The 24575-nt window shown below is 73.4% G+C and carries 20 protein-coding genes; 15 read left to right on the top strand and 5 right to left on the bottom strand.

What is annotated here, in order from left to right:
• The first annotated feature begins 93 nt into the window (after window positions 1-93).
• The 6 genes from AC5L34_RS22785 to AC5L34_RS22760 all read left to right on the top strand — a co-directional run bounded on the left by AC5L34_RS22785 (window position 94) and on the right by AC5L34_RS22760 (window position 6882).
• A complete protein-coding gene (locus AC5L34_RS22785) occupies window positions 94-447 on the top strand; it encodes a VOC family protein (protein WP_494826871.1) in 354 nt (117 codons plus the stop codon).
• Window positions 437-1714 (top strand): deoxyguanosinetriphosphate triphosphohydrolase, encoded by a 1278-nt coding sequence (locus AC5L34_RS22780; RefSeq protein WP_494826869.1) that lies wholly within the window; start codon window positions 437-439, stop codon window positions 1712-1714. Before AC5L34_RS22785 ends, AC5L34_RS22780 begins: the two co-directional genes overlap by 11 nt.
• A gap of 42 nt (window positions 1715-1756) precedes the next feature.
• Window positions 1757-2593, top strand: a complete 837-nt coding sequence (locus AC5L34_RS22775; protein ID WP_441175121.1) for a siderophore-interacting protein — start codon at window positions 1757-1759, stop codon at window positions 2591-2593.
• A 111-nt stretch (window positions 2594-2704) separates the two neighbouring features.
• Window positions 2705-4339, top strand: a complete 1635-nt coding sequence (locus AC5L34_RS22770; protein ID WP_494826867.1) for a BCCT family transporter — start codon at window positions 2705-2707, stop codon at window positions 4337-4339.
• Between the two features lie 113 nt (window positions 4340-4452).
• Window positions 4453-6345: a DNA primase gene (gene dnaG / locus AC5L34_RS22765; protein WP_494826881.1), complete on the top strand. Its 1893-nt coding sequence runs from the start codon at window positions 4453-4455 to the stop codon at window positions 6343-6345.
• The gene (locus AC5L34_RS22760) at window positions 6346-6882 is read left to right on the top strand and encodes a hypothetical protein (protein ID WP_441175119.1); all 537 of its coding nucleotides are present in this window, start codon (window positions 6346-6348) and stop codon (window positions 6880-6882) included.
• Window positions 6883-6891: 9 nt separating this feature from the next.
• Here AC5L34_RS22760 and AC5L34_RS22755 read toward each other — a convergent pair whose 3' ends face one another.
• The 5 genes from AC5L34_RS22755 to AC5L34_RS22735 all read right to left on the bottom strand — a co-directional run bounded on the left by AC5L34_RS22755 (window position 6892) and on the right by AC5L34_RS22735 (window position 13916).
• A complete protein-coding gene (locus tag AC5L34_RS22755; RefSeq protein ID WP_357722256.1) occupies window positions 6892-7860 on the bottom strand; it encodes a TAXI family TRAP transporter solute-binding subunit in 969 nt (322 codons plus the stop codon).
• Window positions 7857-8249, bottom strand: a complete 393-nt coding sequence (locus tag AC5L34_RS22750) for a roadblock/LC7 domain-containing protein (protein WP_088998933.1) — start codon at window positions 8247-8249, stop codon at window positions 7857-7859. The genes AC5L34_RS22755 and AC5L34_RS22750 overlap by 4 nt, the downstream gene beginning before the upstream one ends.
• A complete protein-coding gene (locus AC5L34_RS22745) occupies window positions 8246-10663 on the bottom strand; it encodes a sensor histidine kinase (RefSeq protein WP_494826866.1) in 2418 nt (805 codons plus the stop codon). The genes AC5L34_RS22750 and AC5L34_RS22745 overlap by 4 nt, the downstream gene beginning before the upstream one ends.
• Window positions 10664-10731: 68 nt before the next feature.
• Window positions 10732-11751, bottom strand: a complete 1020-nt coding sequence (locus tag AC5L34_RS22740) for a TAXI family TRAP transporter solute-binding subunit (RefSeq protein WP_441175117.1) — start codon at window positions 11749-11751, stop codon at window positions 10732-10734.
• Window positions 11748-13916 carry a TRAP transporter permease gene (locus AC5L34_RS22735; RefSeq protein WP_441175154.1) on the bottom strand — a complete coding sequence of 723 codons (2169 nt, stop codon included), beginning with the start codon at window positions 13914-13916 and terminating at the stop codon, window positions 11748-11750. The genes AC5L34_RS22740 and AC5L34_RS22735 overlap by 4 nt, the downstream gene beginning before the upstream one ends.
• Before the next feature lie 488 nt (window positions 13917-14404).
• On the opposite strand from AC5L34_RS22735, the gene AC5L34_RS22730 reads away from it, so the two are divergent.
• From AC5L34_RS22730 to AC5L34_RS22690, 9 genes are all read left to right on the top strand, one after another.
• Entirely contained in the window at window positions 14405-15337 is a 933-nt protein-coding gene (locus AC5L34_RS22730) for an ABC transporter ATP-binding protein (RefSeq protein ID WP_363626684.1), read from the top strand.
• Between the two features lie 93 nt (window positions 15338-15430).
• On the top strand, window positions 15431-15976 hold the full coding sequence (locus AC5L34_RS22725) for a hypothetical protein (RefSeq protein WP_441175116.1): 546 nt from the start codon (window positions 15431-15433) through the stop codon (window positions 15974-15976).
• Between the two features lie 103 nt (window positions 15977-16079).
• Window positions 16080-16880, top strand: coding sequence for an ABC transporter permease (locus AC5L34_RS22720; RefSeq protein ID WP_441175153.1), 801 nt, complete (start codon window positions 16080-16082; stop codon window positions 16878-16880).
• A gap of 10 nt (window positions 16881-16890) precedes the next feature.
• Window positions 16891-17700 (top strand): ABC transporter permease, encoded by an 810-nt coding sequence (locus AC5L34_RS22715; RefSeq protein ID WP_441175115.1) that lies wholly within the window; start codon window positions 16891-16893, stop codon window positions 17698-17700.
• Window positions 17701-17832: 132 nt separating this feature from the next.
• A complete protein-coding gene (locus AC5L34_RS22710) occupies window positions 17833-18876 on the top strand; it encodes a YihY/virulence factor BrkB family protein (protein ID WP_441175152.1) in 1044 nt (347 codons plus the stop codon).
• Between the two features lie 412 nt (window positions 18877-19288).
• Window positions 19289-20467, top strand: coding sequence for an ROK family protein (locus AC5L34_RS22705; RefSeq protein WP_363626681.1), 1179 nt, complete (start codon window positions 19289-19291; stop codon window positions 20465-20467).
• Between the two features lie 237 nt (window positions 20468-20704).
• Entirely contained in the window at window positions 20705-22216 is a 1512-nt protein-coding gene (locus tag AC5L34_RS22700; protein ID WP_441175151.1) for a sugar ABC transporter ATP-binding protein, read from the top strand.
• Window positions 22213-23337: an ABC transporter permease gene (locus AC5L34_RS22695; protein WP_363626680.1), complete on the top strand. Its 1125-nt coding sequence runs from the start codon at window positions 22213-22215 to the stop codon at window positions 23335-23337. Before AC5L34_RS22700 ends, AC5L34_RS22695 begins: the two co-directional genes overlap by 4 nt.
• Before the next feature lie 169 nt (window positions 23338-23506).
• Entirely contained in the window at window positions 23507-24562 is a 1056-nt protein-coding gene (locus tag AC5L34_RS22690; RefSeq protein WP_441175114.1) for a substrate-binding domain-containing protein, read from the top strand.
• The last annotated feature ends 13 nt before the right edge of the window (window positions 24563-24575 follow it).

Raw genomic sequence — 24575 nt, 5'->3', positions numbered from 1 at the left:
GGTCGACAACTCTCGACTGTTCGGAGGTTGCGCAGCCGTCGCCCGCGCGCCGGCGGCGAGCCGTACGCGGCGCGCGGGCGTAACCTGATCGGCATGAGCAGCGCCTGGGAGAGCCTGACCGTCGACGCCCGGGACCCCGCCCGGCTCGCCCGCTGGTGGGCCGAGGCGCTGGGCTACCAGGTGGTCACCGAGCAGCCGGACGAGGTGGAGATCCGCCGATCCGCCGACCGGTTGCCGGGCATCGTCTTCGTGCCGGTCGCCGACGACAAGACCACCAAGAACCGGTTGCACATCGACCTGCGCCCCGACGACCTGGAGGCCGAGGTCGAGCGGCTGGTCGACATGGGTGCCCGGCACGTCGACGTGGGCCAGGGCGAGGTGGACTGGACCGTGCTGGCCGATCCGGAGGGCAACGAGTTCTGCGTGCTGCGGCAGCGTGCGCGCTGAGCGTGGCGGGCCGGACGATCCGGACGTCGCCCGTCGGGTCGACGAGCCGCCGAAGGACACCGGGTACGGGCGGTCGGCGTACGAGCGGGACCGTGCCCGGGTGCTGCACTCGGCGGCCTTCCGGCGGCTCGCCGCGAAGACCCAGGTGCACACGGCCGGCACCGACGACTTCCTGCGTACCCGGCTGACCCACTCGCTGGAGGTCGCGCAGATCGCCCGCGAGATGGGGGCGCGGCTGGGCTGCGACCCGGACGTGGTGGACACCGCCGGGCTCGCCCACGACCTCGGCCACCCGCCGTTCGGGCACAACGGCGAGGACGCGCTCGACGAGCTGGCGGCCGGGTGCGGCGGCTTCGAGGGCAACGCGCAGACGCTGCGGGTGCTGACCCGGCTGGAGGCCAAGGTCCTCGCCCCGGACGGCAGCTCCGCCGGCCTCAACCTGACCCGCGCCTCGCTCGACGCGGTCAGCAAGTACCCGTGGCCGCGCCGGCCCGGCGTACGCAAGTTCGGCGTGTACGACGACGACCTCCCGCTCTTCGCCTGGCTGCGGGCCGGCGGGCCGGGTGACGACCGGCGCTGCCTGGAGGCGCAGGTGATGGACTGGGCCGACGACGTCGCGTACTCGGTGCACGACGTCGAGGACGGCATCCACGGCGGGTACGTGGCGCTGCGCCCGCTGCTGCACGACCCGCAGGAACGGGCCGCGCTCTGCGCCGACGTCGCCGCCACCTACTCCGGCGAGTCCCCGGCCGACCTCGGCGACGTGCTGCTGGAACTGCTCGACGACCCGGTGCTCGCCCCGCTGGCCGGCTACGACGGCAGCCACCGGGCGCAGGCGGCGCTGAAGGCGACCACCAGCGTGCTGACCGGCCGCTTCGTCTCGGCTGCGGTGGCGGCCACGCAGGAGCGCTACGGTCCCGGCCCGCACCGCCGCTACGCCGCCGACCTGGTGGTGCCCCGGCGCGTCCGGGCGCGGTGCGCCCTGCTCAAGGGCATCGCCCTGCGGTACGTGATGCGCCGCCCCGGCTCGGGCGAGCGCTACCGGCGGCAGCGGGAGGTCCTGGCCGAGCTGGTGCACGCCCTGGTCGCCCGGGCGCCGGACGGGCTGGATCCGGTCTTCGCCCCGCTCTGGTCGGCGGCGCCGGACGACGCGGCCCGGCAGCGGGTGGTGATCGATCAGGTCGCCTCGTTGACCGACCCGGCGGCCGTCGCCTGGCACGCGCGGTTGGTGCGCGGCGCGGGGGCCGATCGCCCGCCGAGCGGATGACGGGGATGGGCGGGGGAGCAAACTTAGGCTAACCTAACCGGCATGACGGAGCGCCCCATCAAGGTCACGACCGCCCGGGTGCTGCGCACCGGGCGGCCCACCCCCCATCTGGTCCGGCTGGTGCTCGGGGGTGAGGAGCTGGCCGGCCTGCCGGTGGGCGAGTTCACCGACCACTACATCAAGATCGTCTTCCCGGTGCCGGGGGTGGAGTACCCGAGCCCGATGGAGCTGAACGCGATCCGTCGTGACCTGCCCCGGGAGCAGTGGCCCCGGCTGCGCGCGTACACAGTGCGGGTCTGGGACGCGGCGAGCGGCGAAATGACCGTCGACATCGTGCACCACGGCGACGTCGGGGTGGGCGGGCCCTGGGCTGCCGCGCTGCGCCCCGGCGACCCGGTGCACTTCGTCGGCCCCGGTGGGGCGTACGCCCCCAGCCCGGACGCCGACTGGCACCTGCTGGTGGGCGACGAGAGCGCCCTGCCGGCGATCGCCGCCGCCCTGGAGCGGCTACCCGTAGGCGCCCCGGCCGCCGTCTTCGTCGAGGTCGCCGACCGGGCCGACGAGCAGCCGCTGGCCAGCCCCGGCGCCGTACGCCTGACCTGGCTGCACCGGGGCGACCGCCCGGTCGGGGAGGCCCTGGTCGCGGCCGTGCGCGCCCTGGAGTTCCCGCCCGGCGACGTGCACGCCTTCGTGCACGGCGAGGCCACCTTCGTCAAGGAGCTGCGCCGCCTGCTGCGCGTCGAGCGCGGTGTCTCCCGCGAGCGGCTCTCCATCTCCGGCTACTGGCGTCGGGGCCTGGACGACGAGGGCTGGCGTGCCAGCAAGTCCGACTGGAACCGTCAGGTGGAGGCCGAGGAGTCCGCCGCCGTACCGGCCTGAGCGACGCCGGAACCCTGCCCCGGCGCCGTCCCGGTCGCCCGGCAGCGGGTGTTTCGCCCGATGTCGCCCGGTTGCCACCCCCTGCCCCGCACGATGGGCAGGGGGTGGCGCATGAGCGGGCAGGTACGGGACCCGGCGCGGGCCGTGGGCCGGATCGACCGGACGGTGCTGGCGCTCAGCGTCGGCGGCGTACTGGCCGTGGTGGCATGGGGTGTGCTGGCCCGGACCTCCCTGGCCGAGTTCGGCACGTCGGGCCTGGCCTGGGTGATCGACACCTTCGGCTGGTTCTTCGTGGTCGCCGCCGACGCCTTCCTGGGGCTCGCGGTGGTCATCGCGGCGACGAGGTTCGGGCGCGTCCGGCTCGGCGCCGACGACGACGAGCCGGAGTTCAACACGCTGGCCTGGGTGGCCATGATGTTCAGCGCCGGGATGGGGATCGGCCTGGTCTTCTTCGCCGTCGCCGAACCCATCCAGCACTACGCGGCGCCCCCGCCGGCGACCGGTGTCGCACCGCAGACCGGCGCGGCCGGCGCCACGGCGATGCAGTACACCCTCTTCCACTGGACGCTGCACCCCTGGGGGATCTACGCGGTCGTGGCGCTCGCGCTGGCGTACTCGACCTTCCGCAAGGGCCGGGAGAACCGCATCTCGGCGGCCTTCCAACCCCTGCTCGGGCAGCGTGCCGACGGTGCGGCCGGCCGGGCGATCGACCTGCTGGCCGTGTTCGCCACCGTGTTCGGCTCGGCGACCAGCCTCGGCCTCGGCGCGCTCCAGGTCGCCGCCGGACTCGACCTGGTGGCGGGGATTCCGGACACGACCACGGTGGAGCTGGTGGTGATCGGCGCACTCACCCTGGCCTTCGTGATCTCCGCCTTCTCGGGACTGCACCGGGGCATCAAGTGGCTCTCCACCACCAACGTGCTGCTGGCGGTGCTGCTGATGCTCTTCGTCTTCGTGGTCGGGCCGACCATCTACACGCTGGAGGTGCTGCCGGCCTCGGTGGGCGACTACCTGAGCAACCTGGTCTTCATGTCCACTCGCACCGGCGCCTTCTCCGACCCGTCGTGGCTCGGCTCCTGGACGATCTTCTACTGGGCGTGGTGGATCTCCTGGGCGCCCTTCGTGGGCACCTTCATCGCCCGGATCTCCCGGGGCCGCACCGTCCGCCAGTTCCTCGTCGGCGTGCTGCTGGTGCCGAGCGGGGCCAGCGCGCTCTGGTTCGCGGTGCTCGGCGGCAGCGGGCTGCGCGCGCAGGCCACCGGCGCCCGGGACCTGGTGGCCGACGTCGGGGCGGGCACCGAGCAGGCGCTGTTCGGCCTGCTGGACGCGCTGCCGCTGGCGACGCTGACCAGCGTGCTGGCCATGGTGCTGATCGCGCTCTACTTCGTCACCAGCGCCGATTCGGCGTCGCTGGTGCTCGGCTCGCTGACCTCCCGGGGCGCCCTGCGCCCGCACCGCGTGCTGGTGGTGCTCTGGGGGGTGCTGATCGGCGCGGTCGCCGCCGTACTGCTGCTGGTGGGCGGGCTGGACGCGCTGCAACAGGCGACCATCCTCGTGGCCCTGCCGTTCGTCGTGGTGATGCTCGGCCTGGCCGTCGCGCTGGTCCGGGACATGGCCCGGGACCCGGCGGTGCACCCGCCGCCGCGGGTCCGTCGCTCCGGCCTGGCCGCGGCCGTGCGGGCCGCCCGGTCGTACGACGAGGAGGACCCGCCGCCGGTGCGCCGCTACCTGCGTCGCCCCCGCTGATCCGGGCCGGGAGGGCGGGACCGGTCCGGACGCGGGCGCGACCGCCGAGGTGGCGGCGGTCGTCGCCACACGCGGCGTCCCCCGGCGGCGCGGCGTCGGTGCGGCAGGGCAGGATGTACGCCGAGGGGGTGGCGGACATGGCTGGGCGGATCCGGGACGAGGACATCGCGCTGGTCCGGGAGCGCAGCTCGATCGCCGACGTCATCTCCGAGACGGTGACGCTGAAGTCGGCCGGCGCCGGCAACCTCAAGGGGTTGTGCCCGTTCCACGACGAGAAGAGCCCGTCGTTCAACGTCTCGCCCGCCCGCAACGTCTGGTACTGCTTCGGCTGCGGCGCCGGCGGCGACGCGATCAAGTTCCTGATGGACGCCGAGCACCTCAGCTTCGTCGAGTCGGTCGAGCGGCTCGCCGACCGCGCCGGCATCCAGCTGCGTTACGTCGAGAACGACTCCGCCGCACCGCGTCCGCGCCCGCAGCAGGGGCAGCGGCAGCGCCTCGTCGCCGCGCACGCCGCCGCCGTCGAGTTCTACCGCGCGCAGCTCACCACCGCCGGCGCGCGCCCGGCCCGCGAGTTCCTGGCGCGGCGCGGCTTCGACCGGGCCGCCGCCGAGCGCTACGGCTGCGGCTTCGCGCCCGACGCCTGGGACCTGCTCACCAAGCACCTGCGTCAGCGGGGCTTCACCCACGACGAGCTGGTCACCGGCGGGCTGTCCCGGCCGTCGCGCTCCGGCACGCTGATCGACCGGTTCCGCCGCCGCCTGATGTGGCCGATCCGCGACCTGGCCGGCGACGTCATCGGCTTCGGGGCGCGCAAGCTCTTCGACGACGACGACGGCCCGAAGTACCTGAACACCCCCGAGACCCCGATCTACAAGAAGTCGCACGTCCTCTACGGCATCGACCAGGCCAAGCGGGAGATCGCCAAGCAGGGCAAGGTGGTCGTGGTCGAGGGCTACACCGACGTGATGGCCTGCCACCTGGCCGGGGTCCCGACGGCCGTGGCGACCTGCGGCACGGCGTTCGGCGGGGACCACATCGGGGTGCTGCGCCGGCTGCTGATGGACACCGACGACGTGGCCGGCGAGATCATCTTCACCTTCGACGGGGACGCCGCCGGCCAGAAGGCGGCCCTGCGCGCGTTCGAGGACGACCAGCGCTTCGTCGGGCGTACGTTCATCGCGGTCAGCCCCGACAACATGGACCCGTGCGACCTGCGCCTGGCCAAGGGCGACCTGGCCGTCCGCGACCTGGTCGCCCGCCGCGAGCCGCTGGTCGACTTCGCGCTGCGGCACGTGATCAACCGCTTCGACCTCGACACCGTCGACGGCCGGGTGGAGGCGATGCGCCGGGCCGCCCCGCTGGTCGCCAAGCTCAAGGACCGGGAGAAGCGTCCGGAGTACGTGCGCAAGCTCGCCGGCGACCTCGGCATGGAGATCGAGCCGGTGCAGCGGGCCGTGCTCGCCGCCGCCTCGGCCGCGCCGGGCCGGGACGCCCCGCCCGCGCCCCGGCCCGCCCCGGCGGAGCCGGTCGTCGACAACCCGCAGTCGATGGTCGAGCGGGAGGCGCTGAAGCTCGCCCTCCAGGAGCCGGTGCTGGCCGGGCCGATGTTCGACGCGGTCGAGGCGTCGGAGTACCGGCACCCCGTGCACGTGGCGGTGCGGGCCGCCGTCGCGGCCGTCGGCGGCGCCGCCGCGGCGACCGGCGGCGCGGTCTGGATCGAGTCGGTCCGCGACGCGTGCGAGGACCTGGCCGCCCGCGCGCTCGTCGGCGAGCTGGCCGTGGAGCCCCTGCGCATCGACGGCGAGCCCGACCCGCGCTACGTCTCGATCACCATGGCCCGGGTGCAGTGGGGCTCCGTCACGAGCCGGATCAGGGACCTCAAGTCCCGGATCCAGCGGATCAACCCGGTCAACAACAAGGACGAGTACTTCGCCGCCTTCGGCGAGCTGCTGTCGCTGGAGCAGCACGCCCGGGCGTTGCGCGAGCAGGCCGCGGGAGGACTGTAGATGGGACTGTTCCGCCGCAAGCCGAAGCTGCCCCCGGCCGACCGTCCGCCGCTGGCCGCCGACGAGCGGGTGCTCGCCTGGGCCGCCGCCGGCAACGGTGAGGGCGACGGGGTGGTGGTCGCCAGCAACCAGGGGCTCTGGCTGCCCGGCCGGGCGCACCGGCTGGGCTGGCACGACGTCCTCAAGGCGGTCTGGTCCGGCCGGGAACTCACGGTGACGCCGGCCGAGCGGCTCGCCGAGCACGACGGCTACCTGGTCGTGGCCGACTGCCCGGCCGAGCGCTACCTGCTGCTCGACCCGGGTGAGCTGCCGCACCAGGTACGGGAGCGGGTCACCCGGTCGGTGGCGTACACGCGGCACCACCCGGTGCCCGGCGGCGCCGCCCGGGTCGCGGCGCGCCGGGTGCCGGGGGTGGACGGCCTCACCTGGACGGTCCGCCTCGACCCCGGCACCCCGACGGACGCCCCCGAGGTGCTCGCCGAGCTCGACCGCCTCGTGGCCGACGCCCGCGCCGCCACCGCGCCGGCGGACGTCTGAGCGGCGCGGTCACCCCCGCTGGTAGAACCGGGCCGCCCCGGGGTGCAGCGGGATCGGGTCGGTGCCCGAGGCGCTCTGCTGGGTGAAGTTGCCGGCCTCCGGGTGCACCTTGACCAGGTCGGCCTGGTAGGCGAAGAGCAGCCGGGTCAGGTCGTACGCCAGTTGGTCGGGCATGTCGGCGCTGACCAGGATCACGTTCGCCACCGTGACCGTCGGCGTGGCGCTCCTCGTCCGGTAGACCTCCTTCGGCAGCTCCGCCGTCGTGTAGACCGACCCGTGGCGTGCGGTGAGCGGCTCCATCAGGTCGGCGATCGGCAGCAGCGCGTACTTGCCGGGCGCGCTGGCCAGCAGGTCGGCGATGCCCGGCGTGGGCAGGCCGCCGGAGAAGAACATCGCGTCGAGCGTGCCGGCCCGCATCCGCTTCACGGTCTCCGGCAGGGAGAGCGTGGCCCGGACGACGTCCCGGTCCGGATCGAGACCGGCGGCCGTCAGCAGCCGCCCGGCGATGATGTCCGTGCCGGACTTCGGCGAGCCGGTGGAGACCCGCTTGCCACGCAGCCCCGACAGCTTGGTGATCTTCGCGTTGGCGCGCACGATCACGTGGGTGTAGTTGCTGTAGACCCGGGCCAGCGCCCGGACCTGCTGCGGCTGGCCCTCGAAGGCCCCGCGCCCGGCCACGGCGTCCGCTGCCGTGTCGGCGAGGCTGAAGGCGAGCTCCATGTCGCCGCTGGCGAGCCGGTTGATGTTCTCCACCGACGCGCCGGTCGGCTCGGCCCGCGCCTCGTAGCCGGGCAGGTGGCGGCTGATCACGTCCGCGTAGCCGCCGCCGAGCTGGTAGTAGACGCCGGTGGTGTTGCCGGTGGCGAGGAAGATCCGGCCGCCGTGCCAGGGCTGCGGCCCCGCCTCGGCCGCGCCGCAACCGGCGGCGAGTACGGCCGTCAGCAGGGCCGCCAGCAGCCGGAACGAGCGTCCGATCACGCCCGGACCGCCGGCTCCAGGGCCTCCGCCACCCGCTGGACCAGCATGGCGGTCTCGTAGCCGATCTGACCGAGGTCGCAGCCGGGCGCGGCGAGCACCCCGACGAGCGCGCGCTCGCCGACCGCCATCACCAGCATCACCCCGCCGTCCATGTCGACGATCTGCTGGCGTACCCGGCCGGCCGACATCAGCCGGGCGGCGCCGACGGTCAGGCTGGCCAGGCCGCTGATCACGGCGGAGAGCTGGTCCACCTGGTCGGGCGCGAGGTGGGGCGAGGCCGCCAGCCGCAGCCCGTCGCCGGAGACCGCGAGGGCGTGCGACACGTCCGGCACCTGTTCGGCGAAGTTGGCCAGGAGCCAGTCCAGGCCGGCGCTCTCGGATGGGGTCATGGGTTTCTCCTGGGGGGTGTCGTCTGGGTACGTCGGGTCGCGGCGGCGACTCCCTCCGCGAGCGAGGACAGCCGGGACCGTACGACCTCGGGGTCGAGCAGGTCACCCGCCGGCCGCGCCGGCGGGGCCTCGTGCAGCGGGGCCGGAAGCTGCCCGCCCCGGGTACGGCGGGGCAGCCCGGCCCCGGTGAGCGGGGGCGACGCGGGCGGGGCCGACGCGGGACGGGGCGTGGTCGTCGCGCCACCCGGCCCGCCCGGGCGCGCACCCAGCACCGGGAGCGTGATCGTCGGCGCGTGGTGGACGCTGGCCAGGTCGGGCACGACGGCCGGACCGCCCGTACCGGTCCGGGGCCGGAACCAGGCGGTCTGCGCGGGCACGACCGGCGCTGGCGCGGGCGTACGCACCTCCCGGACGGGCGGCACCTGCGCGCGCACCTCCTGGGCGACCGGCGTACGGGCCTCGGGGGCGGAGCGCGGGGCGACGTCCTCGATCCGGGTCAGCGCCGACTCCGGGATGTCCACCTGCGCGACGGTGCCCGCGCCGCTGTTGTGCAGCTGCACCCGTACCCCGTGTCGGGCCGCCAGGTGGGCCACCACGTGCAGGCCCATGCTGCCGGCGGAGGCGCTGGACAGCATCGCGGGGGAGAGCAGGCGCTCGTTGATCGCGGCGAGCCGGCTGTCGCTGATGCCGATGCCCTGGTCGTGTACGCGTAGCGTGAGGCCGTCGATCGTGCGCCGGCCGTCGACGTGCACCGGGGAGTTCGGCGGGGAGTAGACGGTGGCGTTCTCCAGCAGCTCGGCGAGGAGGTGGACCAGGTTGCCCACGGCGGCGCCGTGCACCGCGGCGGTCGGCACGTCGACCTCCACCCGGGGGTAGTCCTCGATCTCGGAGGCCGCCGCCCGGACCACGTCGGCGAGCAGGTGCGCGCCGTCGTGCGTACGGCCGGGCTCCCCGCCCGCGAGGACCAGGAGGTTCTCCCCGTTGCGCCGCATGCGGGCGGCGAGGTGGTCCAGCGCGAAGAGCCGGGCCAACGCGTCCGGGTCGGTCTCCTCGCGTTCGAACTCGTCGAGCAGCCGCAGCTGTCGGGTGATCAGGGTACGGATGCGCCGGGCCAGGGCCTCGGCCATCCGGGTCACGTCCATCCGCACCTCGGCCTGTTCGCCGGCCAGGCGCAGGGCGGCCCGGTTCACCGTGTCGAAGGCCTGCGCGACCTGGGCGATCTCGTCGCGGCCCTGCCCGATGCCGGCGGTCAGCCGGGTGGCCGCGCCGTCGGTCGGCGCGCCGTCGCCGGCCGCGATGGCGGTGATCCGTTCGGGCAGTTCCCGGTTCGCCATGGTGAGCGCCGCGACCCGCAGCCGGCGCAGCCGGCGGCTGGTGCGGACGGCCAGCAGCACGGCCGCGGTCAACGACGCCAGCGCGACGGCGGTGGTCGCGCCGCCGGTGATCAGGGCCCGTAGCTGGGCTTCCCGGGCCAGCCTGGCGGCGTTGCGGTCGAGTTCCTCGGAGAGTTCCCGGCCGAGCAGGTTGTAGCGCCGGATGGCGCCGCTCTGGGCCACGTACCAGGCGTCGCCGTCGGTCTTCAGCCCGGCGGGCTCGGCCTCCACGTTGAGCGCGCTGTCGCGCATCCGGCGGGCGGTGGAGACGTCGGTGCCGGCGACCAGCCGGGTGTACGCGTCCGCCGCCGGCCGGCTGGCGATCCGGGAGAACTCGGCCTGCCGCTGCTCCTGCGCGCCCCGCAACTGGCCGAGGCGGACCAGTTCGCCGTCCACCAGCGCCCCCCGCACGAAGACGGTACGCAGCAGGTCGCGTTCCACGGCAGCGAGGTGCTCCTGGGCGGCGACGGCGGCGACCTCGCGCGCCCCGTTGGCCAACTCCCGGTCGCGCAGCTGGGCCGGCAGCGCGTCGGCGACGGCGAGCAGCGACTCGACCAGCGATAGGTAGGTCGGGTCGGCGGTGGTGCCGCCCAGGGCGGACCCGCGGGCCGTTTCGAGCTGGCCGAGCTGCGCGTCGGCGCCGTCGAGCACCTGGCGCAGGTCGGGGGCGGCACGGCGGGCGTCCCGGCTGGAGCCGCGGTACCGCTCGACGGACGCGTCGACCCGCCGGCGCTGCGCGTCGACGAGAGGGCGTCCGCTGCTGCCGCCCCGCTGGCGCAGGGCCGCCGTCTCGCCGAGTTCCCGTTCCAGCTCGTGCACCAGGCGCACGGTGGCCGTCGCGGTGCCGGCGAGCACCCGGGCGCGGTCCGCGTCGTCGGTGGCGGCCATGGCGATGGCGGTCTGGGTGGACCCCAGCACGACCAGACCGATCGTGGCCACCAGGATGGGCGCGAGCAGCTGGGTGCGTACCGACCACAGGCGGTCGGTGTGGTCGACGGGCCGGTGGTGCCGGCGCACCCGGCCGGGGGTGGGGAGCGACACTCGTGCCCTCCGGGGTGGGGGGTCGGGGGTGCCGGGCCCGGGCGCGAGGCCCGGACCCGGCACGGGGATCAGCGTGCGCCGAGGTCCTGCAACGCCTTGTCCGCGCCGCGGTGCAGCGGTACGGGGGCGGTCTTGCGGGCGTTGTCGAGGCTGATGCCCTTGGCGGCCGGGTTCGCCTGCGCCAGGGCGTCCTTCTTGTCGAACACCGTCCGGGTGATCGCGCAGGCCACGTTCGCGTTGAGGTCCTTGCGGACCAGCAGCACGTTCGGCACCACGATGGTCGGGGTGTCCGCGGCGGTCTTGTAGATGTCCGCGCCGATGGTCCCGGTCTGGTACGCCGGGTTGAGCTCGGCCATCTTGGGCAGCAGCGGGGTGATGTCGATGAACTTCACCTTGTCCCCGGCGGTGGTGAACAGGTCGGTCAGGCCGCCCGTGGGCACCCCGCCCGACCAGAAGAGCCCGTCGACGCTGCCGTCCTTGACCCCCTCGACGCTCTTGGTGAGGTCGAGCCGCTGCGCCTGGACGTCCTTGGCGGGGTCGAGGCCGGCGGCCTCCAGCAGCCGGTTGGCGATGACCTCGGTGCCGGACTTGGGCGAGCCGGTGGAGATCTTCTTGCCCTTCATGTCGGCGACCGAGTTGATCCCCGAGTCGGCCCGGACGACGACCTGCGTGTAGTTGTCGTAGATCCGGGCGAGCGCCTCGACCGGCTGCGGGGACGTGAAGCTGCCCTTGCCCTGCACCGCGTTGACCGCCGTGTCGAACAGCGAGAAGGCGACGTCGTACTGGCCGGCGACGAGCTGCTCGACGTTCTGCACCGAGGCGCCGGTCTCGGCGGCGGTGCCGGTCAGCTTGCCCTCGGTCGCCCCGGAGAGCTGACTGGCCAGCGCGTTGCCGACCACGTAGTAGACGCCCGTGGCGTTGCCGGTGGCGATGCCGACGCGGGTGCTGTCGGTGACCTTGCAGGTGACCTCGCTGGCGGCGTCGTCCTTGGTCGCGCCGTCCTGACGGCCTCCGCAACCGGCGGTGCCCGCCGCGACGAGGGCCAGCGCGCCAACCCCCGCGGCGAGCCGCACGTTGATCCGTCTCACTGTTTTTCCTCCCCATGGTTCACCGTTGGTACTGCTGACGGCCCGCCGTTCCGGCCGGCGGATCCGCGTCTGACGAGCACACCCGCCACCATGACGGCCGCCAGTACGGCGCCGATCGCGACGGGCACGGGTTCGAGCCAGAGCAGCGTCAGCCCGGCGAGCGCGCCGAGGATCCGCTCCGGCGTGCCGGCGGGGCCGACGCCGGGCAGCCAGCCGCCTGCCGCCACCGCCAGCACGGCGACGCTGAGGGCGGCGACCGTCGCGGCGACGGCGATCCGCTGCGCGCCCCCGATGCCGAGCAGCCCGAGGCCGGTCGGGGTGACCACGAAGGCGAGCGGGATGAGGTAGGCCGGCAGGGCGTACCGCAGGGTCTGCCACATGGTGGGCACCAGCCGGCCGCCGGTCACCGCGGCGGCGGCGACCGCGGCGAGTGCAGTCGGCGGGGACGCCTCGGACAGGACCGCGAAGTAGAAGACGAACATGGCGGCGGCGGGAGCGGTGACGCCCAGGTCCAGCAGGGCCGGGCCGATGATCACCCAGCCGATCACGAACGACGCGGTGACCGGCACGGCCAGCCCGAGCAGGGTGAGGGCGACGGCGGCGAACAGTGCGGTGAGCGCCAGCACCACGGCCGGCTCGGAGCTGACGGCCCGGGCGTTGTCGATGAGCAGCGCCGCCGCCTGGGGGCCGAGGCCGGTCTTGGTGGTGGTGGCGGTGATGATGCCCGCGGCGGCGCAGACCGCGCTCACCGCGAGCACCCCGCGCACCCCGGCGCTCAGCGCGGCGAGCAGGCGGGCCGGGGTGAGCCGGTGCCGACGGTCGAGGAAGGACAGCACGGCGGCCAGGATGGTGGCCAGCACCACGGCCTTCGTGGCGGAGAAGCCGACGGCGAGCAGCCCGACGATCGCGAAGAGCGAGAGGAAGTGGTAGCCGAAGCGGGCCAGCAGCCGGCCGGCGGAGGTCGTCTCGATCACCACCGGTCGCACGCCCGAACGCCGGGCGTCGATCTCGACCGAGAGGAGGATGCCGAGGTAGTAGAGCACGGTGGGGACGGTGGCCCAGCCGAGCACCTGGAGGTAGGACACGCCCAGGTACTCGGCGATGATGAAGGCCGCCGCGCCGAGGGTGGGCGGGGAGAGGATCGCCCCGACGCCGGCCGCGGCGAGCATGCCGCCCGCCCGCTCCGGCGGGTAGCCGGCCCGCCGCAGGACGGGCCAGGTGACCGCGCCGATGCTGACGGTGGTCGCCGCGCCGGAACCCGAGACGGTGCCGAGCAGGAAGCCGGAGGCGACGGCGGTGCGCCCGGCGGCCGTCCGCGAGCGCCGGAAGGCGGCGGCGGAGAGCTCCACGAAGAACCGGCCGGCCCCCGAGAGGTCCAGCACCGCGCCGTAGATGGTGAACAGCACGATGTACGTCGCCGCGACGTCGAGCGGGGTGCCGTAGAAGCCGCTGTCGGAGTTGTAGAGGCCGTCGACGATCTGCCCGAAGTCGAGGCCCGCGTGGGCCACCTGCCACGACTGGGGCAGCAGCCCGCCGTAGTAGCCGTAGGCGAGGAAGACCACGCAGACGGCCGGCAGGATCCAGCCGGTGGTGCGCCGGCACGCCTCCAGCAGCAGGAGCAGCACGACGGTGCCCATCGCCACGTCCAGACCGACCAGCAGGCCCTGCCGGTCGAGGAAGGCGTCGTACCCGCCGCCGCCGGAGCCCAGGCCGACGGGCAGCACCGGGTAGAGGCAGGCGACCAGCGCCGCGCCGGCCAGGACCCAGTCCGGCAGGGTGGGACCCCGGCGCTTGGGGCGCTCCGCCGGGGCCGCGTCGTCCGGGCCGGTCGCGCCGGTGCGGCGCAGCCGCCGGGGCAGGCGCAGATCCGCGGGGTACGCCAGGAAGACCATCGGCAGGACGCCGGCCAGGAAGATGATCAGATAGAACTTGCTCCCCTGCGGCAGCGGATTGAACACCTGCCAGAGGGCGAGCAGCGCGATCGCCAATGTCGTTCCGGTGACCAGTACGCCGATCGGTCCGGAGAGTTCCCGCCCGGGCTTTTCGTCCTCGAACTGCGCGGCGAGTTCCCGTGGATCGGGCGCCGGGCCGTGGGGGTCGATCCGATCGCCCGCCTCGGGCGGCAACGGGACCGGACCGTCGTCCGGGGTGGACCCGGTGCCCATGGTGGACGGCTGCGGGGCGGACTCGCCGGATGAACGCACTGGTGGCACGAGGGGGCACGATACGCGAATTACATACCGGGCGGAACATTGCTGATCGTGATTGCGGTCAGTAATAAATTCGGACCTCGATCACACAGAGAGACCACATTCGAGTACGGATTTGCGGCAGGCCGTACGCCATATTTAGTAACAATGCGGCAAGCCGGCGGCGGGTTTGTATCCGATCCGTCCACTCTGGTCCGGTAGCCGCACGTACCGGTCCCCACCTCGCCCCGCCGTCGCCGCACGTTTGGTGGCCGTACGGATCGATGACGCAGGGTAGTTTTCGTCGCTCTCCGTTGCCGGATGGGCCCTGACCAGGGCGCCTGTACCCCTACCGCCACGGCCCCACCCTTACCCCTACCGCCCGGCGACGGACCCGCCCGGAACCGGTGGGGTGCCGCAGCCGTCCGGTGGGAGGTGTCGGAGCCGGAGGTTATGGTCGGGCGATGACGACGGCTCCACCACTCATCCAGGCGCGGGCGCTGGTGAAGCGGTTCGGCGACTTCACCGCCGTCGACGGCATCGACGTCGAGGTGCGGGCCGGCGAGGCGTTCGGCTTTCTCGGGCCCAATGGCGCCGGCAAGTCCTCGACCATGCGGATGATCGGGTGCACGTCGCCACCCAGCGGCGGCGAGCTGCGCATCCTCGGCATGGATCCGGTGCGCGACGGGCCGGCGATCCGGGCCCGCCTCGGTGTCTGCCCCCAGCTCGACAACCTCGATCCCGAGCTGACCGTCCAGGAGAACCTCACCACCTACGCGCGCTACTTCGGCATCTCCCGCCGGGTGGCCCGGGCGCGGGCCGCCGAGCTGCTCGACTTCGTCCAGCTCACCGAGCGGGCCGACAGCAAGGTCGAGCCCCTCTCCGGCGGCATGAAGCGGCGGCTGACCATCGCCCGCGCGCTGGTCAACGAGCCCGAGATCGTCCTGCTCGACGAGCCGACGACGGGCCTCGACCCGCAGGCCCGGCACCTGGTCTGGGAGCGGCTGTTCCGGCTCAAGCAGCAGGGCGTCACGCTCGTCCTCACCACGCACTACATGGACGAGGCGGAGCAGCTCTGCGACCGGCTGGTCGTCATGGACGGCGGGCGGATCGTCGCCGAGGGCTCGCCCCGGGCGCTGATCGACCGGCACTCCACCCGGGAGGTGGTCGAGCTGCGGTTCGCCGCCGAGTCCCAGGAGGCGTTCGCCGGCAAGCTCGACGGGCTGGGCGAGCGTGTCGAGGTGCTGCCCGACCGGATCCTGCTCTACGTACCCGACGGAGACGCGGCTGTCGCCGAGGTCGGCGAGCGGGGGCTGCACCCGGCCAACGTACTGGTCCGGCGCAGCAGCCTGGAGGACGTCTTCCTCCACCTCACCGGCCGCACCCTGGTCGACTGACAGAGCCTTGGGCGGGTGCGGCGGCGCTGGCCGTTACGTAGCATCGGCGGGCCGGCGGCACGTCGCCCGCCCGGCGACGCACACGGGGGTGTCATGTCGAGGTTGGAGTTCCAGTCGCGCCGCCAGGCCGGGCTCGCCGCGCTCTACCTGGGCGTGTTCGCGACCATCTGGTTCAGCGTGCCGGCCGCCCAACAGCCGCTGCGCGCCCTGCTGGTGGTCGCGAGCGGGGCGGCGCTGGTCACGGCGGTGGTCGGGGCCGTCGTCGTGGCCCGCAGCCGGGCAACCGCCGTCGACGTCGCCCGCGACCGCGCCGCCGACCGTCGTTACCTGCTGATCGTCCTCGCCGAGTTCGCCGCCGCCGGGCTGGGTGCCGTCCTGCTCGCTCTCGTCGGGTGGTCGGAGTTCATCCCGGTGCTGGTCTGCGCCGTGGTGGGGCTGCACTTCTTCCCCCTCGTGCCGGTGCTGCGCGACCCGGTGCTGCGGCTGCTCGGCGCGGCGATGTGCGTCGTCGCGCTGGCCGGGCTGGTCACCGCGCTCGCCACGGCGGTGTCGGCGGGGCTCGTGGTGGGCACGGGCGCTGGCCTGCTGCTGCTCGCCTACGCGGTGCTGGTGCTGCTGCGCGCGGCCCGGCAGCCCTGACGGGGCGACGGAGTCGCCGGCCTGTCGTACCCGCGAGGCTGTCGTACCCGCGAGGTAGGAAGACCGTGGTGGACGCGGAGCGAGACGGGGTGGTCGCGTGAGCGTGGCGCAGTCGGCGCGGGAACGGGCGCGCCCGAGGTTGCCGCGGGTGCCGGCGCTGGCGGTGCTGGCGCACCATCTCGTCGGCTACCGGCGCACCTGGCGAGCGGGTCTGTTCTCGTCGTTCCTGCTACCGGTGCTGACCGTCCTCGGCTTCGGCGTCGGCGTCGGCGCCTACGTCGACCAGGGCATCGACGGGGTGAGCTACCTCGACTGGATCGTGCCCGGCCTGATCGCGTCGACGGCGTTGCAGACGGCCGTCAGCGAGTCGACGTGGCCCGTGTTCGGCAACTTCCAGTGGGTCAAGACCTACTTCGCGCAGGGCGCGGCGCCGCTGCGGGTGGGCGACATCCTCGGCGGGCACCTGGCCTTCGTGGTGTTCCGGGTGGTCACCACCGTCGCGGCGTTCCTGCTGGTGACGGCCCTGCTCGGGGCGCTGCGCTCGCCGTGGGCGCTCGTCGCGCTGCCGGTGACGGCGCTGCTCGGGCTGGCGGTCGCCGCGCCTACCTTCGCGTACGCGTCGGTGGTCTCCGTCGACAGTTGGCTCGCGATGCTGCTCCGCTTCGCGGTGATCCCGATGACGCTCTTCGCCGGCGTGTTCTTCCCTGTCGAGTCGCTGCCCCTGGCGCTGCGCTGGCTGGCGTACGCGACTCCCCTCTGGCACGGCGTCGACCTGTGCCGGGCGGCGGCGCTCGGCGTCGCCCCGCAGTGGTCGGTCGTCGGCCACCTGCTCTACCTCGCGGCCTGGGCGGTCGGCGGCTGGCTGCTGGCCCGGCACGCGTTCCGTCGCAGGCTGGTCGTCTAGGAGGGTGGCAGTGGTCGGTCTCGTCCTGCCCAGGCTGGTCGCCGTCTCCGCCGCGTCCCGCCGCTCGGTCTCCGTGGCCGAGCGCAACGTCGCGGCCCTGAAGGCCGTCTACTGGCTGCTGCTCGTCTCCGGGTTCGTGGAGCCGCTGCTCTACCTGCTCTCCATCGGTGTCGGGGTCGGCAGGCTGGTCGGCGACCTCACCCTGCCGGGCGGCGAGGTCGTCACCTACGCGGCGTTCGTCGCGCCGGCCATGCTCGCGTCGTCGGCCATGTCCGGCGCGCTGTCGGAGACGACCTTCAACTTCTTCGGCAAGATGAAGCAGATGAAGCTGTACGACGGGGTGATCGCCACCCCGGTGCAGCCGTTCGAGATCGCGCTGGGGGAGCTGCTCTGGGCGATGCTGCGCGGCAGCGCGTACTCGGCCGCCTTCCTGGTGGTGATGGTGGTGATGGACCTGACCACCGCCGCTCGGGCACTGGTCGCCTTCCCGGCGGCCGTGCTGGTCGGCTTCGCGTTCGGCGCGCTGGGCATGGCGATCACCACCTTCATGCGTAGCTGGCACGACTTCGACCTGATGTCGGCGGCCCAGTTCACCCTCTTCCTCTTCTCCGGCACGTTCGTCCCCGCCGAGTCCTACCCGGCCGCGCTGCGCTGGGCGGTCGAGGTGACGCCGCTCTACCGCGCGGTGCACCTGATCCGCGGCGTCTCGGTGGGCGCGGCCGGCTGGGAGTGGGTGCTCGACGTGCTCTACCTGCTCGTGGCGATGGTCCTCGGGCTGCTGATCGCCTCGCGGCGGATGGGCAGGTTGCTCTACGGCTAGGGGTTAACGGCGGCGGCTGCCTGGGCATGTCGAGGGGACTGACGCCGAGCACGAGGAGGGGCGATGGCCTCCGACGAGTCTTCCGCCCGCGGGCGCGACCGCGACGATCCCGGGGCGGTGGCCGCCGGCCGGATGGCCGACCGCCGGACGGGCCACCCCGACCGGGGGTCCGACGCGCGTACCGAGCGACACCGCCCGGGGCGCGGCCCGGTGGGGCCCGACGAGGGTCCCGACAGCCCGACCGAGCTGCCGGGCGCCGGGTGGAAGGCCGCGCTGCGCCGCACCGCACGGGAGTTCCAGGACGACAGCCTGACCGACTGGGCGGCGGCCCTGACGTACTACGGCGTGCTCTCCATCTTCCCCGGCCTGCTGGTGCTGGTGTCGATCCTCGGCCTGCTGGGTCCGGGCGCGACGCAGGGCGTCAAGGACACCGTCAACCAGGCGGTTCCGCAGGGCGAGATCCGGCAGATCGTCGAGGGGGCGATCGACCAGGCGCAGCAGAGCGGCGGTTTCGCCGGTTTCGCCGCGATCCTGGGTCTGCTGGCCGCCTTCTGGTCGGCGTCGGGTTACGTCGCCGCGTTCATGCGCGCCTCCAACACCATCTACGACGTGCCGGAGGGGCGCCCGATCTGGAAGACCCTGCCGATCCGCGTCGGGGTGACCGCGGTGATCGGCGTGATGCTGCTGGCCAGCGCCGTGATCGTGGTCTTCACCGGCGGCCTCGCCGAGCAGGTGGGGGAGGCGATCGGGCTGGGCTCGACGGCGGTGACCATGTGGAACATCGCCAAGTGGCCGGTGCTGCTGCTCCTGGTGAGCCTGATGTTCGCGATCCTCTACTGGGCGTCGCCGAACGCGCGACACGGTGGCTTCCGCTGGGTCAGCCCCGGTGGCGTACTGGCCGTGGTGATCTGGCTGGTGATCTCGGGCCTGTTCGCGCTCTACGTCAGCAACTTCGGCTCGTACAACAAGACGTACGGGGCGCTCGCCGGTGTGATCATCTTCCTGATCTGGCTGTGGCTGAGCAACATCGCGATCCTCCTCGGCGCGGAGTTCGACGCCGAGCTGGAGCGCAGCCGCGCCATCGAGGCGGGCCACTCCCCGGACAAGGAGCCGTACGTCGAGCTGCGCGACGACCGCAAGCTCAAGAAGAAGCGCAACGCGGCCAACCGCAGCTGACGCTCCGCCCGCAACCGCAACCGTCTCCCGCCGCCCCGCCACCAGTCCGGTGCCGGGGCGGCGGCACGTCCCGCGCCACTGGCACGGCGTGCTGGCCCACCCACCGCCCCACCCGCCCACCCGCCCGCCTCCTGTCGTGGGCGTGCCGCCCACCCGCCGCCTCCTCCGAGGTGATCCCCGGGTGATCAGGACGCGGTGGGCCTTACCCGCCGGCTTTTAGGTACATGGCGTCCTGATCACCGTCGGTAGGGGCCGCTTTTCTTGATCCACCCGAAGCTTTTGCTCGTATGGACAAAAGTTTGCGTCAGATCGGCCGAAGCTCTGGACACGTGACACGGAACACTCCTACTGTGTCGGGCACGACACCTCGGCAGTACGTCGATGTGCACGAGCCCGCGAAGAGGTGAGTCCGGTGCGGACGGTCGACCCCCTGCACGTACGGCTGCTGCGCCTGCTCCGTGACGAGGGTGCGGTGTCCCGGGCCGAGCTGGGCGACCGGCTCCAGATGCCCCGTCCCCGGTTGCTGGCGGAGCTGGAACGGCTCGTCGGCCTCGGCTACGTGGCCGAGGCGGGGCTGGCAGCCTCCCGGGGCGGCCGCCGCTCCACCCTCGTCGAGCTGAGCCCGCGCCTGCGCTTCGCCGCCGTCGACCTCGGCGCCAGCTCCATCGACGTCGAGGTGGTCAACGGTCGGCTGGAGCCGGTCGCCGCGTACGCCGAGGCGGCCGACATCCGCACCGGCCCGAAGGTGATCCTCCAGCGGGTCAACGAGCTGCTGCACAAGGCCCGGGTGGACGGCGCCTACGAGCGGCTCGACGCCGTCGGCATCGGCGTGCCCGGCCCGGTCAGCTTCCGTGACGGCGTGCCGGTCTCCCCGCCGATCATGCCGGGGTGGGACCGGTTCCCGGTGCGCGAGCTGCTCACCCGTGAGCACGGCTGCCCGGCGGTGGTCGACAACGACGTCAACATCATGGCGATCGGGGAGCGGCACGGCGGGGTCGCGCACTCCGTGGACGACTTCCTCTTCGTGAAGATCGGCACCGGAATAGGGTGCGGGATCTACCTCAGCGGCGAGGTCTACCGGGGCACCGACGGCTGCGCCGGCGACATCGGCCACATCCAGGTCGACGCGCACGGCCCGATGTGCTCCTGCGGCAACGTCGGCTGCCTCGAAGCGCTGTTCAGCGGGGCCGCGCTCGCCAAGGACGCGACCGCCGCCGCGCGCAGCGGGGCCTCGCCCGCGCTGGCCGAACGGCTGGCCGCACGCGGCGCGGTGACCGCCCTGGACGTCGCCGGGGGCGCGGTCGAGGGGGACGTGACCTGCATCCAGCTGATCCGCGACGGGGGTCGGCGGGTCGGTGGGGTCCTGGCCGGGCTGGTCAGCTTCACCAACCCGTCGATGATCGTGATCGGCGGCGGGCTCGCCCAGCTCGGGCACATCCTCCTCGCCGAGATCCGCAGCGTGGTCTACCGCCGGTCCCTGCCGCTGGCCACCGGCAACCTGCCCGTCGTCCTGTCCGAACTCGGCCCACGGGCCGGCGTGGCCGGCGCGGCCGTGCTCGCCAGCGACGTCGCCTTCGGGGAGGCGTCGTGAGCGTGAGGAGTGAGCCGGGCCTGCGAGCCCCGCAGTCGCGAACAGGGAAGGCGTCGTGAGCGTGAGGAGTGAGCCGGGCCTGCGAGCCCCGCAGTCGCGAACAGGGGAGGCGTCGTGAGCGAGCGCGAGGAGGAGACCGTGGCCCGAACCGAGGAGACGCCCGCCGCCGGGTCGGCGCCGCTGGCCCCCGCCGGCGCCCCGCTGGTCGAGGCGCCCGCCGGCACCGTCGCGGGCGAGGTGGTGCTGCGCCTCACCGACGTGGTCAAGACCTTCCCGGGCGTACGGGCCCTGGACGGGGTGCAGCTGGAGGTGCGCGCGGGCGAGGTGCACTGCCTGCTCGGGCAGAACGGCGCCGGCAAGTCCACCCTGATCAAGGTGCTGGCCGGGGTGCACCGGCCCGACTCGGGGCTCGTCGAGTGGCGGGGCAGCCCGGTCACCTTCGCCAACCCGCAGGCCGCCATGCGCGCCGGCATCGCCACGATCTACCAGGAACTCGACCTGGTCGAGGACCTCTCGGTGGCGGAGAACGCCTTCCTCGGCCACGAGCCGCGTCGGCTCGGCTTCGTCCGGCGGGGCGCCATGGCCGGGCGTACGCGGCAGATCCTCGGTCGGCTCGGCCACGCCGAGATCCCGCCCGGGCGGATGGTGCGCGCGCTGCCCGCCGCCGGCAAGCAGATCGTCAGCATGGCCCGCGCGCTCTCCCACGAGGCCCGGCTGATCATCATGGACGAGCCGAGCGCCGTGCTGGCCCACGACGAGGTGGGCAACCTGTTCCGGATCATCCGGGAGCTGACCGCGCAGGGCATCGCCGTCATCTACATCTCGCACCGGCTGGAGGAGATCCGCGAGATCGGCGACCGGGTCACCGTACTCAAGGACGGCCGGACCACCGCGGCGAACCTGCCGGCCCGCGACACCCCGACCCGCGACCTGGTCAGCCGGATGACGGGCCGCACCATCGAGTACGTCTTCCCGGACCGCCCGACCGGCGCGGCCGACGGCGCGCAGCTGCTCACGGTCGAGGGGCTGACCCGGGCCGGCGAGTTCGCCGACGTCTCGCTCGACGTCCGGGCCGGCGAGATCGTCGGGATCGCCGGGCTGGTCGGCTCGGGCCGTTCCGAGCTGCTGGAGACCATCTACGGCGCGCGCCGCGCCGAGGCCGGCTCGGTGCGGATGGCCGGCCGGGCACTGCGCCCCGGCAGCGTCGGTGCGGCGGTGCGCTCCGGCATGGGGATGGCCCCCGAGGAACGCAAGAGCCAGGCGCTGCTGCTGGGCGAGCCGATCTACCGCAACGTGACCCTGGCGACCTTCGCCCGCTACGCCCGCGCCGGGTTCACCGACGCGGGGCGGGAACGGGCGGAGGCGGACCGGATCGCCGAGAGCCTGGAGCTGCGCCCCCGCGACGTACGCCGGCCGGTGCGCACCCTCTCGGGCGGCAACCAGCAGAAGGTGGTGGTCGGCCGCTGGCTGCTCGGCGACACCCGGCTGCTGCTGCTCGACGAGCCGACCCGGGGCGTCGACGTCGGCGCGCGGGCGGAGCTCTACCAGGTGATCCGGGGGCTGGCCGCGCGCGGCGTCGGGGTGCTGCTGGTCTCCAGCGAGGTCCCCGAGGTGCTCGGCCTGGCCGACCGGGTGCTGGTGATGCGGGAGGGGCGGGTCGTCCACGAGGCCCCGGCCCGCGAACTCGATGAGAACACCGTGCTCGACCTCGTCATGGCGGGGTCCCTGATGGAAGGCGCGCCGGCATGACCGAGGGTCCTACTCCCACCGTGGCGCCGCAGCCCGCGGCGCACCTGCCGGCGCAGTCGCCGCCGGTGCATCCCGCGCAGACCGGGGCGGCCGTCGACAAGGTGGCGGCACCAGGTCGGATCTCCTGGTGGCGGGGCGACGGCGGCGAGGGCGCCCGCCGCAACCTCGGCCTGATCGGGGTGCTGGTCGTGCTCGTCGTGATCGGCGCCCTCACCCGCTCCGACCTGTACTCGAATCCGGACTGGGTGTGGGACAACGTCCTGAGCATCCTCAAGCTGGCGGCCGTGGTCGGCGTGGTCACCGTGGGCATGACCTTCGTGATCATTGGCGGGGGCATCGACCTCTCCGTCGGCGCGATCGTCGCGCTGGCCGGCGTCTGGTGCACCACGGTGGCCACCCAGAGCTACGGCGCCGGCGGCATGATCTTCAGCGCGCTCACCGTCGGGCTGGCGGTCGGCCTGGTCAACGGGCTGCTCATCTCGTACGGCCGGCTGGTGCCGTTCATCGCCACGCTCGCCATGCTGGTGGCCGCCCGGGGCCTGGCGGCCGAGATCTCCGACAAGCAGACCCAGGTGTCGGAGAACGGCTTCATCAACGGGCTCGCCAGCAACAGCCTGCTCGGCATCCCGCTGCTGGTCTACATCCTCGCCGCCGTGGTGGCCGCCGGCTGGGTGCTGCTCAACCGCACCACCTTCGGCCGGCGTACGGTCGCCGTCGGCGGCAACCCGGAGGCCGCCCGGCTCGCCGGCATCAACGTCCGGCGGCACACCGTGCTGCTCTACGCGCTCTCCGGCCTCTGCTGCGGGATCGCCGCCATCATGCTCACCGCCCAGGCCAACTCGGCGCAGGCGGCGATGGCGAACCTCTACGAGCTGGACGCGATCGCCGCCGCGATCATCGGCGGCACGCTGCTCAGCGGCGGGCGGGGCACCATCATCGGCTCCCTGCTCGGGGTGGTCATCTTCGCCACCATCACCAACCTCTTCGCCATCAACGGCCTCTCCACCGAGGCCCAGAACATGGTCAAGGGCGGCATCATCGTCGCCGCCGTCCTGGTCCAGCAGGTCCAGTTCCGCAGCCTCACCCAGTTCCTGGGCCGCAACCGGCTCACCACCACCTGACCCGTACCGCAGCACACCGGGCCGCACCGCACCGACCCGCTCCGCACCCGACCCGCATCCGCACTCCCGCGACATCCGGGCCACCCGAACGACGGTGGCCGGGCCCCGTACGCCCTCTTCCGTCCCGCACCGCCAGTTTCCTCCACCACCGTCAACCCAGGAGGTCGTCATGACCCAGCACAGTCGCGACATGTCACGCCGCCGACTGCTCTTCGGCGGGGCCGCCGTCGGCGCCGGCGTGCTGCTCGCCGGCTGCACCAGCAACGAGACCAAGCCGACCGAGGCGCAGACCAAGGCGGCGGCCGCGCCGGGCGGCAACAACGAGCCCGGCAAGCGGGTCGTCATCGGCTTCTCCGCGCCGGCTGCGGACCACGGCTGGATCGCCGCCATCACCAACAACGCCAAGGCACAGGCCGGGACGTACTCCGACGTGGAGTTCAAGTCGGTCGAGGCCGGCGCGGACGCGGCGGCCCAGCGGGCGGCGCTGTCCACGCTGATCTCGCAGAAGCCGGACGTGATCGTGCTGCTGCCGCACGACGGTAAGGAGCTCAACGCGTTCGGCCTGGAGGCGATGAAGGCCGGCGTGCCGGTGGTCAACCTGGACCGGGCGTTCCCCGACGCGCGGGCCTACCGGCTGCAGATCAAGGGCGACAACTACGGCATGGGGGTGGCCGCCGCCACCTACATGATCGAGCAGTTCAAGGCCAAGGGCATCAGCAACCCCGTGATCGGCGAGATCGCCGGCATGGACGAGCTGGAGCTGACCCAGGAGCGGTCGAAGGGCTTCGTCGACACCCTGACGGCGAGCGGCTTCAAGGTCGCCAACCGCCGGGCCGCCCGGTTCACGGCCGACTCCGGGCAGCAGGAGGCGGCGCAGCTGCTCCAGGCGCTGCCGAAGATCGACGCGCTCTGGAACCACGACGACGACCAGGGCATCGGCGTGCTGGCGGCGGTCAACCAGAGCGGCCGCAAGGAGTTCTTCATGGTCGGTGGCGCCGGCTCGAAGAAGGCGATGGAGGACATCCAGGCCGACAACACGGTGCTCAAGGCGACCGTGACCTACAGCCCCTCGATGGCCTCCTCGGCCATCTCCCTGGCCCGCCTGATCGGCCAGGGCAGGGGCATGTCCGACCTGGTGGAACTCCAGGTGCCCAAGGAGATCATCCTCGCCTCGGAGACGATCACCAAGGAGAACGCGGGCGACTACCTCAAGCTCGGGTTCTGATACACGGGGGGAG

This window comes from Micromonospora sp. ZG13 (assembly GCF_059359355.1).
This window is presented reverse-complemented; position numbering and strand designations above follow the sequence as displayed.

Coding starts and splice junctions, on each gene's coding strand:
- AC5L34_RS22725 (WP_441175116.1), top strand. CDS start 15,431: ATGTCGAGGTTGGAGTTCCAGTCGCGCCGCCAGGCCGGGCTCGCCGCG.
- AC5L34_RS22695 (WP_363626680.1), top strand. CDS start 22,213: ATGACCGAGGGTCCTACTCCCACCGTGGCGCCGCAGCCCGCGGCGCAC.
- AC5L34_RS22690 (WP_441175114.1), top strand. CDS start 23,507: ATGACCCAGCACAGTCGCGACATGTCACGCCGCCGACTGCTCTTCGGC.
- AC5L34_RS22735 (WP_441175154.1), bottom strand. CDS start 13,916: ATGGGCACCGGGTCCACCCCGGACGACGGTCCGGTCCCGTTGCCGCCC.
- AC5L34_RS22760 (WP_441175119.1), top strand. CDS start 6,346: ATGGGACTGTTCCGCCGCAAGCCGAAGCTGCCCCCGGCCGACCGTCCG.
- AC5L34_RS22785 (WP_494826871.1), top strand. CDS start 94: ATGAGCAGCGCCTGGGAGAGCCTGACCGTCGACGCCCGGGACCCCGCC.
- AC5L34_RS22730 (WP_363626684.1), top strand. CDS start 14,405: ATGACGACGGCTCCACCACTCATCCAGGCGCGGGCGCTGGTGAAGCGG.
- AC5L34_RS22750 (WP_088998933.1), bottom strand. CDS start 8,249: ATGACCCCATCCGAGAGCGCCGGCCTGGACTGGCTCCTGGCCAACTTC.
- AC5L34_RS22770 (WP_494826867.1), top strand. CDS start 2,705: ATGAGCGGGCAGGTACGGGACCCGGCGCGGGCCGTGGGCCGGATCGAC.
- AC5L34_RS22775 (WP_441175121.1), top strand. CDS start 1,757: ATGACGGAGCGCCCCATCAAGGTCACGACCGCCCGGGTGCTGCGCACC.
- dnaG (WP_494826881.1), top strand. CDS start 4,453: ATGTACGCCGAGGGGGTGGCGGACATGGCTGGGCGGATCCGGGACGAG.
- AC5L34_RS22710 (WP_441175152.1), top strand. CDS start 17,833: ATGGCCGACCGCCGGACGGGCCACCCCGACCGGGGGTCCGACGCGCGT.